The sequence below is a fragment of the Hymenobacter metallicola genome (assembly GCF_004745645.1).
Lineage (GTDB): Bacteria > Bacteroidota > Bacteroidia > Cytophagales > Hymenobacteraceae > Hymenobacter > Hymenobacter metallicola.
The window spans coordinates 739,284-754,129 of sequence record NZ_SRMB01000001.1; the positions used below are offsets into that span (position 1 = coordinate 739,284).

A 14,846-nucleotide genomic window follows, 5' to 3' on the forward strand; every position below is an offset into this window, starting at 1 on the left:
TGAACGCCAATGTTTTGCCCTGTGAAGAGTTGTAGCCACCTGCCAACTCGCCACAAGTGGCCGCTCATGAATACGCCCGAGTGCATTGCCTACCGCTTTATTACCAGCCCTTGAAGCCCTTTGCGGCTTCGGCTGCCGGTAATACTTCCGTTCCGGCTGACTAATCCTTGATTATCCCAGCCGCTTTGCCCGTCAGAGCCTGCTCCCGGTACTGCCCGCAGTACGTCCACCTAGTTGCGCATTTACTACGAATTCTTCTTTCCTGCCTGATTTCCGGGTGGTTTCGGGGCGTGTGCCGCCCAGAAGTCTATTGAGGTCTGGCTTGGGAAACTGGTTTGCCGCGTTTTCTCTCTCACCAACCCCCACAGAAGGCTATGCGAAAATTTACTTGGCTTACTTTACTGCTGCTTCTAGGCCTGCCGGGCCTAGGAATGGCCCAAACCCTGACCGTGACCGGTAAAGTCACCGACGCGAAAGGGGGTACTTTGCCGGGCGTTACCGTCATTGTCCGCGGTACGCAGCAGGGCACCAGCACCGACGCCAGCGGGGCGTATTCTCTTGCCGCTGCGGATACGGCCACCCTGGTCTTCTCTTCCATTGGCTTTACTCCGCAAACCATTGCGGTGCGTTCCAGAAGAGTTATCGACGTGAGCCTGAGCGAGAATGCGCAGCAGCTGGGCGAGGTAGTGGTAACGGCCCTGAACGTAGCGCGGGAGCGGAAAACCCTGGGCTATTCCGTCACGGAGGTGAAGGGCGAAACCCTGACCCAGGCCCGGGAAACCAACGTGGCCAACTCCCTGGTGGGCAAAGTAGCGGGTCTGAACGTAAACTCCACCTCCGGCGGGGCGGGCTCCTCGAGCAACGTTATCATCCGGGGCGTATCGAGTTTGAACCAAACCAACCAGCCGCTCTACGTCATCAACGGGGTGCCGGTGGAAAGCCAGCCCAGCATTGCCAACACCGGCGGGCAGTACGACAACTCGCCCGACCTGGGCGACGCCATTTCCAACATCAACCCCGACGATATTGAAAGCATATCGGTGCTGAAGGGCGCCGCCGCCTCGGCCCTGTACGGCTACCGGGCCAAGGCCGGCGTGATTCTGATTACGACCAAAAGCGCCAAAAACAACGGTGGTATCGAGTTCAACAGCAACTACGTCGTCGAGCGGATCTACAACCTGACCGACTGGCAGTACGAGTACGGGCAGGGGGCCAACAACCTGAAGCCTACCACGGCCGCCGGGGCCGCGCAGGTGGGCAACTCGAGCTGGGGCGGCCGGCTCGACGGCTCCCAGGTGGTGCAGTTCGATGGTACCCTGCGGCCCTACGTGGCCCAGAAAGACAACCTGCAGAACTTCTACCGCACGGGCTCCAGCTGGACCAACACCCTGGCTTTCAGCAAGGCTTTCACCGGCGGCTCGGTCCGGCTTTCGGCCAGCAACCTGACCAACAAGGCCGTGGTGCCCAACTCGGGCCTGGGCCGGCAGACTTTCAACTTCGTCGGCACCTTCGACCCGTTCAAGCGCCTGACCATTGATGCCCGGGCCAACTACATCCTGGAGCAGGCCGACAACCGGCCCATTCTGGCCGACGGGGCCGGCAATGCGAACTTCAACGTGACCTTCCTGCCCACCAGCCTCGACGTACGCTCGTTGGAGCCCACGGTGAATGCCGACCGCACCGAGCTGCAATACAATACCGGCAACCCCTACAACACCAACCCGTACTTCGCCGCCTATAAGTTCGTCAACGACACGCGGCGGGAACGGCTGCTGTCGTCGGTGAGTGCGCGCTACGCCTTCGACAACGGGCTGTTTCTGCAGGGCCGGGTGGGGCGCGACGGCTACACCGACCGGTTTACGAGCGTGACGCCTTCGGGCACGGCCTACCTGCCCACGGGCCGCATTACGGAGCTTACTACCCAGTTTACGGACCTGAACGCGGATGCCCTGATTGGCAAGACCTTCTCGGTGGGCGAGGACTTTGCCTTCACGCCCAACCTGGGCACCAGCTACCGGCGTACCAAATCCGAGGCTTTCCAGAACCTCGGCTCCGACCTGGCCGTGTTTGGGGTAAACACGCTGGGGAACGCCAAAAACAAATCGGCCCAGAGCTTTTTCAGCGACCAGGAAGTGCAGTCGGCCTACGGCTCGCTGGAAGTGGCCTATCGGGAGCTGCTGTTCGTGACGGCCACGGTGCGCCGCGACTGGTTTTCGACCCTGGCTACGCCGGGTAAAGACAACAAGCTCTACAACACGACGCCCGGCGTCAGCGCCTCATTCGTTTTCTCGGAGCTGGTAAAGCCCGAATTCCTGTCGTTTGGCAAGATCCGGGCGGGCTACTCGGAAGTAAGCCAGGCGACTTTGCCCTTCCAGACCCAGCTGAGCTACGCTTTCCTGCCCATTTCCCTCAATGGCTTGCCCCTGGGCACCATCAGCCCCGACAACGTCAATATTCCCAACACGGGACTGCGCCCCTCCCGGGCCACGGAAATAGAAGTCGGCACGGAGCTGGCGTTTGTGCAGAACCGCGTGCGCCTGGACCTGACGTTCTACAAGAAGAACTCCAAGGACGAAATTGTCTTTGCCCCGGCCTCCATCAGCTCGGGTTACCAGGGCGCCGTGCTCAACTCGGGGGAGATGGAGAACAAGGGCGTAGAAATGCTGCTGACCGTGCAGCCCATCCGCACCACGAACTTCACCTGGACCTCGTCCTTCAACGCGGCCTATAACAAGAACACGGTGTTGTCCTTGGCCGCTGGGCAGCAGCAGTCGGTGTATGCTACCTCCCGCTCCGGCGTCGGGTTCGTCGGGCAGATTGTGGGCCAGCCCTACGGACAGATCCTGGCCTACGACTACCTCTACAACCCCGACGGCAGCATTGCCACCACGCCCAACGGCGTGCCGACCCGCGGCGAGCTGAAGTCCTTCGGCACGGCCTTTCACCCCTGGACCGAAGGCTGGAGCAACGACTTCGTGTACAAGAACCTGAGCCTGGGCGTGCTGATTGATGGCAAGTTCGGGGGCAAGATCTTCTCGGCTACCGACTACTACGGCACCGTATTCGGGCTGCACAAGCGCACCCTGGAAAACCGCGAAGGCACCTTTGGCAGCGACAAAATTGATGCGGCTACGTACTACAGCACGCTGGCCAACAACGTGTCGAAGGACTTCGTGCAGGACGCCAGCTTTATCAAGCTGCGGCAAGTGACGCTGGGATACTCCTTTCCCAGCAGTCTGTTTGGCAACCACATTCAGCGCCTGACCCTGAGCCTGGTGGCCCGCAACCTGGCGTTCCTGAAGCGCAACACCGACAACATCGACCCCGAGGGCAACTACAATGCCTTTGCCCAGGGCTTAGAGCTGGGCGGTGTGCCCCCGGTTCGCACGTTCGGTATGAACCTGAGCGCCAAATTCTAGGGCTTGCCTCTCCAGTTCCTCTCAATGCACTTCCCCATGAAAAATATCCTTCCCAAATTCTCGGCCGCCATGCTGGCCGCGCTGCTGCTGGCTAGCGGCTGCACCAAGGACTTCGACGAAATCAATACCAACCCGTCGACCTACACGCAGTCGTCGTTTGATGCCAACTTCCTGCTCACCACCTCCCAGCTGGCCTACACCGGTAGCTCCGACTTTGCCTACGATACCTGGCGGGCCAACCTGATTTACAGTGCGACGCTCATTCAGGGGTTCTCGACGGTAGTAGGCTACTGGGCCGGCGACAAGTACCTGCTGAATGAAGCCTTTACTTCCGCCTACTGGGGCGGTACTACCGTGGGGGCTTACGTCGAGCAGGTGAAGCCCATCACGGAAATGGTGCAGCTTACCCAGGGCAAGGCGCAGTATAAGAATCTGCATCAGATTGGCCGCATCATGCGGGCCCTGATTATGGCCCGCATCACCGACCTCTACGGCGACGTGCCCTACAGTGAAGCGGGCAAGGGCTACTACACGGGCATTATCCGGCCCAAGTATGACAAGCAGCAGGACATCTACAACGATCTGCTGAAAGAAGTGGAAGAAGCCACGGCGGCCCTGGACCCCAGCGCCGATATTCCGACCGGAGACGTCTTCTACAAAGGCAACATTACTCAGTGGCAGCGGCTGGGCAACACCCTGCTGCTGCGCTTGGCCATGCGCCTGACCAAGGCTGACCCGGCCAAGGCCCAGGCCTACGCCACCAAAGTGGTGGGCAAAACCCTGCAGAGCAATGCCGACAACGCGTACGTGGTGCACGACGTAGCCGGTGCCCGGGTAACGCAGAACCGCAACAGTCAGGTGTTGCTCGGCGACGGGGGGCAGGAAAACTACTACGTGAAATGGTCGCAGACCTTTATTGATTTCCTCAAAACCAACAACGACCCCCGGCTCTCGAAAGTAGCCGTTACCCAGCTCTACCTCACCGACGTGAGCAAAACCCAGAACCCCGGCGCCATTTCAACCCCGGCCGCGCAGAAGGGCATGCCCAACGGCAAGGACCTGAGCGGCCGGCCGGCCTACGATGTTTCGGGCGCGGCCAACTATACCACGATGCCCGCCTACTCCTCGCCCAGCCCCGGGATGATCAAGCGCAACGGTCCCACGTTTGTGCTTACCTACGCCGAGTCGGAACTGCTGCTGGCCGAGGCGGCCCAGCGCTGGGGTATCGGTGGTAGCGCCGCCCAGCACTACAATGCCGGGGTCACGGCCGCTATGACCTACCTAAGCCAGTACGACCCGGCTATGGCCGTGGCCGAAACGGATGCCAGTGCCTACCTGACAGCCCACCCCTACACCGCCGGCACGGGGCTGGAACAAATCAACACCCAGTACTGGGCCTTGACCAACACCATGCTGGACTTCTACGAGTCGTGGGCCAACTGGCGCCGCAGCGGCTTCCCGGTGCTTACGCCGGTAGTATACCCCAACAACGCCACCAACGGCCAGATACCGCGCCGCTTCCCGTATCCGACGTCGGAAATCACCAGCAACCCCGACAACTACAAAGCGGCCCGCGACGCCGTACCGGGCGGGGACTTCCTGACGGGCCGGGTGTGGTGGGATAAGTAATAGGAGAGGGCTGAGTGATGCCAACCGGTAGCTGCCCCGCTGCAACGGGTCAGCTACCGGGTAGGTCGCCAGGCGCCGCATGGTCCTATCCATACCCCAGAATATCCTGTGAATCTATCTTTTTCGAGTGCTTATTTTGGCGGCCAGCTACCTCAGCTCGTGCTGCTTGCCATTTCGCCAATTCTTCCTTTCTGCTGACCAACCCACCGTTTATGCCCTTTTCTTTCTTTTCTGCTACCCGCCTGGGTGGAATTCTGGCAGTAAGCCTGCTGGCCGGCCGGCCGGCTTTGGCCCAGTTGACTGAAATTCCGGCGCAGCGCCTGGGTTTGGTGCCGTTGCCGCGCGAGGTGAAAGCCTACAGCGCCACGTATGCCCTGCCCCAGAAAGTAAGCATCTACGCCGCCAGCAAAGACGAGAAGAACGTGGCCGGTCTGCTCAAGGAAATGCTGACCGGGCTGGGCAAAACCGTGACGCTGACCACTACCCGGGCCGGAGCGAATATTGCCCTGGTCACGGCCGCGGCGCCCAACCCGGAAGCCTACCAGCTGAATGTCGACCAGCAGGGAATCCGGATTACGGCGGCCGGTGGGCCGGGGCTGTTCTACGGCGCTCAGACGCTGGTGCAGCTGCTACCGGCCCGCGCGGCGGCCACCAGCCCGGTGAATTACGTGCGCATCAATGACCAGCCGGCCTTCCGGTGGCGCGGGGCCATGCTCGACGTGAGCCGGCACTTCTTCTCGGTGGACTTCGTCAAGCGCTACATCGACTTGCTGGCCGCCTACAAGCTCAACACCTTTCACTGGCACCTGACCGACGACCAGGGCTGGCGCATTGAAATCAAGAAGTACCCCAAGCTCACCCAGGTCAGCGCCTTCCGCAAGGAAACCCTGATTGGCGCCCAGCAGCTCTTCAAGACCCCCGCCGAGTTCAAGTACGACGCCACGCCCTACGGCGGCTTCTACACCCAGGACCAGATCCGCGACGTGGTGGCTTACGCCCAAAAGCGCTACGTAACCATCGTGCCCGAAATTGAAATGCCGGGTCACTCGGTGGCCATTCTGGCCGCGTATCCGGAGCTGGCCTGCAAGCCCGGCACCTACGAAACCTGGACCATGTGGGGCGTGAACGAGGACATCGTGTGCCCCACGGAGCCTACATTCCGCTTTTTTGAAGACGTGCTGAGCGAAGTAACCGCCCTGTTTCCGGGCCCTTACGTGCACATCGGCGGCGACGAAGCGCCCAAAACCCGGTGGAAGGAAAGCGCCGCGGTGCAGGAAATCATGAAGAAGGAAGGCTATACCGACGTGGAGAAAGTTCAGGGCTGGTTTAACCGCCGCATCGAGAAGTTTCTTGCAAGCAAGGGCAAAAAGCTCATCGGCTGGGACGAAATTCTGGAAGGCGGCATTGCGCCCAGCGCCACGGTGATGAGCTGGCGGGGCGAAAAAGGCGGCATTGAGGCCGCCAAAATGGGCCACGACGTGGTCATGTCGCCTACGACCCACTTGTACATCAACTACGGGCAGAGCAAGAAGCCCCACAGTCCCTACGAGCCGCTGATGATTGGGGGCTACATCCCGCTCGAGGTCATTTACAACTACAACCCGCTGCCCGCCGAGCTGACTGCGGAGCAGCAACAGCACGTGCTCGGCCCCCAGGCCAATATGTGGACCGAGTACATTACCACGCCCGCCGCGGCCGAGTACATGCTGTTTCCGCGGCTGCTGGCCGTGTCGGAAGTGGCCTGGCGGCCGGCCGCGGGTAAAACGTACGCCGAGTTTCTGCCCCGCATGGGCCAGCAGTTTGCCCGCCTCGACGCCAAGAAAGTCTACTACCGGGTGCCCGAGCCCCTGGGCCTCGACAGCGCCAGCGTGGTGCGGCAGAACGGCAAGGCCGTATTCACGCTTCGCTCCCTAGTGCCCGGCGCCCAGATCCGCTACACTCTCGACGGTCATTTGCCCGACGAAACCACCGAGCTCTACACCAAGCCCCTGGCCGTACCCCTGAACAAGGGTCTTACCGTGCGGGCCGTTACTATCACGCCTAACGGCCGCAAAAGTCCGCCGGCCGAGCTACTGGTTAACTAGCACTTCCGCTTTTTCCGTCCTTCTTGTTTCCGCAAGAGCACACCACGGCAGTTGCGCCGTTCTTGCCCATACTCTGAGTTCCCGGGGCCTGGCCCCGCGGCCTGCGTTTGCCTAAGCAACTCATTTGGTAGCTATTCTGGTCCCGCCGCTGCGGGCCCCGCCCGGTTGTTGCCCCTCGCACCACCGGCACTACCTGCCCCGCACCCTGGCGGGGCCGCAAGAACCTAGCGCAACTTCCGCGGCATTCATTGCTGCTGAATTTGGATTTCCCATCTAACCCCATTCACAGCTATGAAAACTCTTACGATGCTTCGGCTAGCCGAAGCCCGGCCCCGCTTTGCCCACAAGGTAGCCCCAGCCCGGCGCCTGCTTGGCCTTTTAGCCCTGCTGCTTTGTCTGCTGCCCGGCACCCTGCGGGCCCAGGTGAGCCCCACGGTGCCCAAGAAGCGCACCGACCACACCAAGCAGATTATCGGCTACCTGACCCAGTGGGGGCCCTGGAAAGATATTCCCGGCCTGATTCCCAAGGGCAGCCTCAACCAGCTGAACGTGGACTATTCGCAGTACACGATTCTGAACTTCTCCTTTTTCGGGGTGGCCGTCGACGGCTCCATTCACAGCGGCGACTACCGCAACCCCAACATTGCCCAGCCCGGCTCGGTGCAGCAGCCGGCCCCGCTCGTCAACTCCGACACCTACAGCAGCTGGGATTTGTACCTGCTGCAGGGCGAGCTGGACCTGGTGCAGTACATTTCCGACGGCAGCTACGCCTACTCGCTGGGCTACCGCAACGCCGCGGGTGGCTGGTCGAACGTGAATACCGGGGCCACGGGTGCGTTTCCGCTGGCTATTCATAAGCAAAACGGCCGGCTTGGCCTCATCGAGCTGGCCCACCAGCAGGGCGTCAAGGTCATGGCCTCCATCGGGGGCTGGAGCATGAGCAAGCACTTCGGCGACATGGCCGCCGACCCCACCAAGCGGGCCCGCTTCGTGAGCGACTGTCAGAAGCTGATTGGCCTGGGTTTCGACGGCATTGATCTAGACTGGGAATACCCCGGGCAAGAGGGCATGAACTTCGTCGGCCAGGCCCAGGACTATGCCAATTTCGCGGTGCTGGTCGAAGCCATCCGGGCGGCCGTGGGACCCAACAAGCTGATTACGGCGGCTTTTACGGCGGTGCCGTCGCGCTTCAGCCAGTTCGACTGGGTTCGGCTGAGCCGGTCGATGGATTACTTCAATTTCATGACCTACGACTACAACGGGGGCTGGTCGAGCAAGGCCGGGCACAACTCGCCGCTGTACGACTACCCCGGCGCCGAAGCCGCCAATTTCTCCCTCGATGCCACCACCAAGGGCATCAAGGCGGCCGGCATTCCGCTGAGCAAGGTCAACCTGGGCGTGGCCTTCTACGGCCGGGGCGTGGTAACCAGCGGCCCGGCCGCCCTGAACGCGCCCACCGTGAAGCGGCCCGAAACCGTGACGCCCGACGGCCAGGTCTCGACCAGCGCCGACTTCACCAACTGGCCCAAGGACGTGTGGGACGGCACGCCCAACTACCAGGCCATCGTGGCCCAGACCAGCAGCTGGGCTGAATTCTGGGACGACAACGCCAAGGTGCCCTACAAAACCAACGGCAGCTACTTCCTCAGCTACGACAACGAACGGTCGGTGGGCCTGAAGGCGCAGTACGTGAAAGACCAGCAGCTGGCCGGCGTCATCGTCTGGTCGGCCAGCGGTGACTGGCTGGACCTGGCCAGTAATACCACGACCTACGGGGGCAAGCTGGTGTTCAGCCCCAACACCAAGGCTCCGCTGGTCAACAAGCTCAACGAAGTATTCGGCGCGGGCACGGCAACCAACACGCCGCCGACGGTGAGCTTGACGAGCCCTGCCAACAACGCCACGTATGCCGCCCCGGCCAGCATCACGCTGACGGCCAACGCGGCCGACGCCAACGGGACCGTGAGCAAAGTGGAGTTCTTCCAGGGCACGACCAAGCTCGGCGAAGACCTCACCGCGCCCTACAGCTTTAGCTGGACGGGCGTAGCGGCGGGTACCTATTCTCTGACGGCCAAAGCCACCGACAACGCCGGCGCGGCCACAACTTCAGCCGCAGTAACGGTGACGGTCACCGGTGGCACGACCAACACGCCGCCGACGGTGAGTTTGACCGCGCCAACTGGTGGGGCGTCCTACACGGCTCCGGCCAGCATCACGCTGACGGCCAACGCGGCCGATGCCAACGGGACGGTGAGCAAAGTGGAGTTCTTCCAAGGCAGTACAAAACTGGGCGAGGACCTGACTTCTCCCTACAGCTACTCGTGGACGGGTGTAGCGGCCGGCACGTATTCTCTGACGGCTAAAGCTACCGACAACGCCGGCGCCACGACGACCTCGGCGGCGGTGAGCATCACCGTAACGGGGGGCAGCACCGGCTGCACGGTGGCGGCGTGGTCGGCGTCGGCCGTGTACACGAAGGACATGCAAGCCAGCCGCAACGGCCAGGTGTATGTGGCCAAGTGGTGGACCCAGAACGAGGACCCGCTCACGGCCAGCTGCCAGTACTGTCCCTGGCAGCTCGTGGGCCCCTGCGGCTCCGCCCGCACTGCCGCACCGGCTAGTACTGCTTCCGACGCCCTATCGGTTTACCCCAATCCAGTGTTGACGGGCAACAAGCTCACCCTGGACCTGGGCCGGCACTACGACCAAGTGGAACTCGAGCTGACCGGCATCAGCGGGAGCAAGCCCTACAAAGTGGCAGCAAAGAACACGCGCACCGTCGAGCTGACCTTGCCGGCCCTGCCTAAGGGCGTGCTGGTGCTCCAGGTGCGGGCCGACGGCCAGACCTTTACCAAGCGCCTGCTGAATGAATAGATAGTTCTCCGGGGAAGCTCTGCGCGGGCTTCCCCTTTTTTCTTTTCCCAACCAACTCTTTCCTACTACTATGAAAACACGCAAACTATTACCGCCTCACCAAGCTCCTCTGGGGCGTAAAAAGTCCTTGCTGCGGCTGCTGGCCTTATTTTTTGCGCTGCTGACCGGCGGCTTCGACGCCGCGGCCCAGGGCCGGGTTATCGTGGGCTACTTCCACAACTGGAACAACGCCAGCGCGCCCTATATCCGCCTGCGCGACGTCGATTCGCGCTACAACGTCATCGACATTGCCTTTGCTACGCCCGTGGCCTACGGCGACATGACCATGACCTTTACCCCGACCCAGCAAACCAAAACCGAGTTTATTGCCGACATCCGCACCTTGCAAAGCCAGGGTAAGAAGGTGCTGATTTCAATAGGGGGCGCCGATGCGCCCGTGGAACTCAACACCACCGCCGATAAGGACAAATTCGTCACCTCAATGAAATCCATTATCACCGAGTACGGCTTCGACGGGTTCGACATTGACCTGGAAGGCACCTCGGTGATTCTCAACTCCGGCGACACCAATTTCAAAAATTCCACCACGCCCAAAATCAACAACCTGGTGACGGCGGCCCGGGAGCTGACCACGTATTTCCGGGGGCAGGGCAAGGATTTCTGGCTGACCTCGGCCCCGGAAGTGCAGTACGTGCAGGGCGGCTACGGCAACTACGGCACGGCCTTCGGCGGTTACCTGCCCGTGCTCTACGGCCTGCGCGACCTGCTCACCTTCGTGCACGTGCAGTACTATAATACCGGCTCCCAAAACGCGCTGGACGACAAAATCTACGGGCAGGGCACGGCCGACTTTATCGTCTCGATGACGGACATGCTGCTCAAAGGCTTCCCCGTCGCCCGCAACGCGGCCAATTTCTTCCCCGCCCTGCGCCAGGACCAAGTAGCCTTCGGGTTGCCCGCCACCGGCAACGGCGCCGCTCCCGCCGGTGGCTACGTAACCCCGGCCGACGTGACCAAGGCTCTGAACTACCTGGTGAAAGGCATATCCTACGGCGGCCAGTACGTGCTCAACACGACCTATCCCAACCTGCGGGGCATTATGACCTGGTCCATAAACTGGGACAAAACCCAGAACTACCCCTTCGTAACCAACGCCTACAGCTTCTTCAGTACTCTGAGCACCGGCACCAACACGCCCCCGACGGTGAGTTTGACCGCGCCAACTGGTGGGGCGTCTTACACGGCCCCGGCCAGCATCCCCATCACAGCCAACGCGGCCGATGCCAACGGGACGGTGAGCAAAGTGGAGTTCTTCCAAGGCAGTACAAAACTGGGCGAGGACCTGACTTCTCCCTACAGCTACTCGTGGACGGGCGTCGCGGCCGGCACGTATTCTCTGACGGCCAAAGCTACCGACAACGCCGGCGCCACGACGACCTCAGCGGCGGTGAGCATCACCGTAACATCAGGCAGCACCGGCTGCACGGTGGCGGCGTGGTCGGCGTCGGCCGTGTACACGAAGGACATGCAGGCCAGCCGCAACGGCCAGGTGTATGTGGCCAAGTGGTGGACCCAGAACGAGGACCCGCTGACGGCCAGCTGCCAGTACTGTCCCTGGCAGCTCGTGGGCCCCTGCGCCAGCGCCCGTACCGCCGCTTCTGCCGACGTAGCATCCGGTCTGGCTTCCGAGCTGTTGGTGTATCCTAACCCGGCGCAGGGCCCGGCCCTGACGGTGGAGCTGGGACGGAGCTACGAGCAAGTAACAGTTGTGGTAGTCAATGACCGGGGCCACGAGGCCAGCCGGGCCTCGTACCAGAATGTGAACAGCCTGCAGTTGCCAGTAGCTAAGCTGCCGAAGGGCCTGCTCGTGCTCCGCATAACGGCCGATGGCAAGACGCTGACCAAGCGGATTATGAATCAATAAAGCTCTTCGCCACTAACCAACAAAAAGGGGCACCCGGCGTAGGTGCCCCTTTTTGTTGGTTAGTGGCGAAGAGAGAAAGAAGGCAAAACAACCTTGTGTCGTTGCGAGGAACGAAGCAATCCGTCCTCTGCTGGTGACATTTCCCCATTAAACCTTTCTCGTTGCCCGGTGTAGTGTAGAGACGCATACTTGCGTCTCAATCGTTGCTGACGTTGCCTGTCGTTTAACGAGGAGACGCAAGTATGCGTCTCTACACTTCGTTACTAGAAAGCCCTACCGCCTGAGCAGACGATAGGGCTTGTGGTAATAGAACGGGGCTACCTTCGCAGAGGACGGATTGCCACGGCCTTTGGCCTCACAATGACACGCATTTAGTATCGAGAAGCTTAATTACTGCAGCTCCCAGGCCGTGCGGTAGGCCCCGATGCTTTCCACGTAGTCCAGAAAGGCCTTGTAGAAGGGGTGGGAGCCTAGGGTGCTGGAGTCGCCGACGATGAGCAGCTTGCGCCGGGCCCGGGTCATGCCTACGTTCATGCGGCGGATGTCGGAGAGGAAGCCGATTTCACTCTGGGCGTTGCTGCGCGTGAGGCTGATGGCAATAATGTCGCGCTCCTGGCCCTGGAACGAATCCACGGTGCCGATGCTGAGCATGCGGTGCTCCATCAGGCCCACCAGCTCGTCGTTGTCTTCCACCGCGTCTTTGAGGTAGTTGATCTGGGCGCGGTAGGGGGCAATAACGCCAATGGTGAGCAAGTCGTCGGTGTGGTCGGCCGGGTCGTAGACTTCCAGCAGCTGGGAAAGGCGCTTGAGCAGCAGGTCGGCTTCCTCGGGGTTGGCAATGGAGCGGCTTTCCTCGATACCGAGCTCCTGGAAGCCGAAGCCGGCCGTGTCCAAGAACTCCACCGGCAGGTCGGGGGCGAAGCGCAGGTCGTAGTCGGGCAAGTCGGCGCGGGCCACGCCGGGCGCGGCTTTGAGGCGGCCTTCGTAGAACTGCTCGGAGCTGAACTCCATGATCTGCTCGTGCATGCGGTACTGCACTTCCAGCATCCGGGCCGAATCGGGCTGGCGCTTGATGCACTTCTCGAACAGCGTCTCGCGCAGCCCGTCGCGGGCGGCCTGCTCACTTTTCACGGTGGGCGGCAGCTGCTGATGGTCGCCGGCCAGCACCACGCGGTTGCCCTTGGTTATCGGAATCCAGCAGCCGGGCTCCAGGGCCTGGGCCGCCTCGTCGATAAACACGGTTTCGTAGGTCAGGTGGCGAATGGCGCGGTTCGAAGCGCCCACCAGGGTACAGGTGATGACCTGCACTTTTTCCAGCAAGTCCTCGGTGATGTAGCGCTCCAGGTTGTCGGAATCCTGCAGCATCTGGTGGGCCATTTCCTTCAGCATTCGGCGCTGCTCGCGCTCCTCCCAGCCGAAGTGGCGCTTAAACTTGCCGGCCTGCTCCCGGTACTGCTCGGCGGTCTGCCGCATGCTTTTCAGCTCCCCGTAGCTCTTGTGCTCCATAATCTGGGCGTCGAGCGTGTGGTGCAGCAGCAGGTCCGACACGCGGGAGGGGTTGCCCATGCGAATCACGTTGACGCCCCGCTCGGCCAGCTTTTCGGTCAGTAGGTCCACGGCCGTGTTACTGGGCGCGCACACCAGCACCCGCCGCTCCCGCCGGATGGTTTCCAGGATGGCCTGCACCAGCGTGGTGGTTTTGCCGGTGCCGGGCGGACCGTGAATGATGGCCACGTCCTTGGCCGCCAGCACGTGGCGCACGGCCGCCAGCTGCGACTCATTCAGGGGCGAAGGGTAGTACAAAGTGGCTTCCGACTCGTCGCGGTAGCGGGCGGGCCTAGCGCCCAGCAGCACGTCGCGCAGCTCGGCCAGGCGGCTTTCGTAGGCGCCCATCACCTTGCCCAGGGCGTGCTCCATCTCCCGGTAGCTCACCTCGTCGAAGGTCAGGTCCACGCCCAGCTTGCCGTCGTCGACCCAGTCGGGCAGGTCTTCCTTGTTGGTGGCCAGCAGGATTTTATTGCGCTTCACGCTGGTAATCACGCCCGAGAGCGTGGGGCGGTCGGTGGCGGCGCGGCCGGGAATGTTGCCAAACAGGGCCGCGTTTTTGCCGACCTGAAACAGGTGCAGGCCGCCCTGGCCCGCGGGCCGCTCAATTTCGAGCACCAGCTTGCCGCCGAAGCCGATTTCTTCCTGGGTGATTTTAACCGGGTACCAGGTCAGGCCGCGCTTCTGGCGCTCGGCAATGGTGGCCTGGGCACTCTTGATTTTAAACTGTTCGAGGTCCTCTTTCTGCTCCAGCTTCATGAGGGCCTGCACCTTCCGCAGCTCTTTCTCGATGGCGTACGGGTCGGTATACGTGGGTTGTTCAGACAAATGGGTAGTCGTTATGAAGTCCGCTATAACAACGGAAACGGCAAAATGGTGGCCGAAGGTCGGGGAGAAAATTAACTTTATCGGCCGGGTCGTTGTCTGTGCCGGCTGGTATCGTGCTCAAGTAATTTACAATGGCCAAAAATCCTCCCAAAGCAGTTGGACTGTTACAGCAGTTCCTTTCAATCGCCCGCTCCATTCTAACCAACCAAGTAGACCTGCCATCCGGGATTCTCCGCCTGGATGCCACCTTATACTGGCTGGCACAGCATGATATTAAGCCGCTGACCGACGATGAGTGGGAATTGGTTGAGGCGTATCATGCCCAAATCATAAATTTCCCCCTGGGTGAGGAGCGCCTTGCCTGGGAGCCGAGTGCTTTGCAGAAGGTATCCGAAGAACTAGAGCAACTCAATAACCTATACCGGCCGCAACTACTTACCCTATTGAACAGAGTCGTAAACGAGCAAGTCCTGTAGCCCCAGCGGGGCGCCATGTCGGTAGAGAAACATCCATAAAGTGTTTCAAAGGCCCCCGCTGGGCCTC

At 61.4% G+C, this 14,846-nt stretch carries 7 protein-coding genes; 6 read left to right on the forward strand and 1 reads right to left on the reverse strand.

All coding sequences use genetic code 11. From position 1 onward, the window contains the following. Positions 1 to 374 precede the first annotated feature (374 nt). From E5K02_RS03105 to E5K02_RS03125, 5 genes are all read left to right on the forward strand, one after another. A complete protein-coding gene (locus tag E5K02_RS03105) occupies positions 375 to 3,419 on the forward strand; it encodes a SusC/RagA family TonB-linked outer membrane protein (RefSeq protein WP_135391971.1) in 3,045 nt (1,014 codons plus the stop codon). A 36-nt stretch (positions 3,420 to 3,455) separates the two neighbouring features. Beyond that, positions 3,456 to 5,048: a SusD/RagB family nutrient-binding outer membrane lipoprotein gene (locus E5K02_RS03110; protein WP_135391973.1), complete on the forward strand. Its 1,593-nt coding sequence runs from the start codon at positions 3,456 to 3,458 to the stop codon at positions 5,046 to 5,048. Positions 5,049 to 5,260: 212 nt separating this feature from the next. Next, a complete protein-coding gene (locus E5K02_RS03115; RefSeq protein WP_167856270.1) occupies positions 5,261 to 7,132 on the forward strand; it encodes a beta-N-acetylhexosaminidase in 1,872 nt (623 codons plus the stop codon). Between the two features lie 291 nt (positions 7,133 to 7,423). Next, the gene (locus E5K02_RS03120) at positions 7,424 to 10,006 is read left to right on the forward strand and encodes a glycosyl hydrolase family 18 protein (protein WP_135391977.1); all 2,583 of its coding nucleotides are present in this window, start codon (positions 7,424 to 7,426) and stop codon (positions 10,004 to 10,006) included. A gap of 70 nt (positions 10,007 to 10,076) precedes the next feature. After that, entirely contained in the window at positions 10,077 to 11,930 is a 1,854-nt protein-coding gene (locus E5K02_RS03125) for an Ig-like domain-containing protein (RefSeq protein ID WP_135391979.1), read from the forward strand. A gap of 390 nt (positions 11,931 to 12,320) precedes the next feature. Here the strand turns inward: E5K02_RS03125 and E5K02_RS03130 are convergent, their stop codons facing one another. Then, positions 12,321 to 14,303: an AAA domain-containing protein gene (locus E5K02_RS03130; protein WP_135391981.1), complete on the reverse strand. Its 1,983-nt coding sequence runs from the start codon at positions 14,301 to 14,303 to the stop codon at positions 12,321 to 12,323. Positions 14,304 to 14,434: 131 nt separating this feature from the next. On the opposite strand from E5K02_RS03130, the gene E5K02_RS03135 reads away from it, so the two are divergent. Next, positions 14,435 to 14,779: a hypothetical protein gene (locus tag E5K02_RS03135; RefSeq protein ID WP_135391983.1), complete on the forward strand. Its 345-nt coding sequence runs from the start codon at positions 14,435 to 14,437 to the stop codon at positions 14,777 to 14,779. The last annotated feature ends 67 nt before the right edge of the window (positions 14,780 to 14,846 follow it).

Bases quoted from the DNA above. Each gene is read 5' to 3' on its own strand.
- E5K02_RS03105 (WP_135391971.1), top strand. From the start codon at position 375: ATGCGAAAATTTACTTGGCTTACTTTACTGCTGCTTCTAGGCCTGCCG.
- E5K02_RS03120 (WP_135391977.1), top strand. From the start codon at position 7,424: ATGAAAACTCTTACGATGCTTCGGCTAGCCGAAGCCCGGCCCCGCTTT.
- E5K02_RS03125 (WP_135391979.1), top strand. From the start codon at position 10,077: ATGAAAACACGCAAACTATTACCGCCTCACCAAGCTCCTCTGGGGCGT.
- E5K02_RS03115 (WP_167856270.1), top strand. From the start codon at position 5,261: ATGCCCTTTTCTTTCTTTTCTGCTACCCGCCTGGGTGGAATTCTGGCA.
- E5K02_RS03135 (WP_135391983.1), top strand. From the start codon at position 14,435: ATGGCCAAAAATCCTCCCAAAGCAGTTGGACTGTTACAGCAGTTCCTT.
- E5K02_RS03110 (WP_135391973.1), top strand. From the start codon at position 3,456: ATGAAAAATATCCTTCCCAAATTCTCGGCCGCCATGCTGGCCGCGCTG.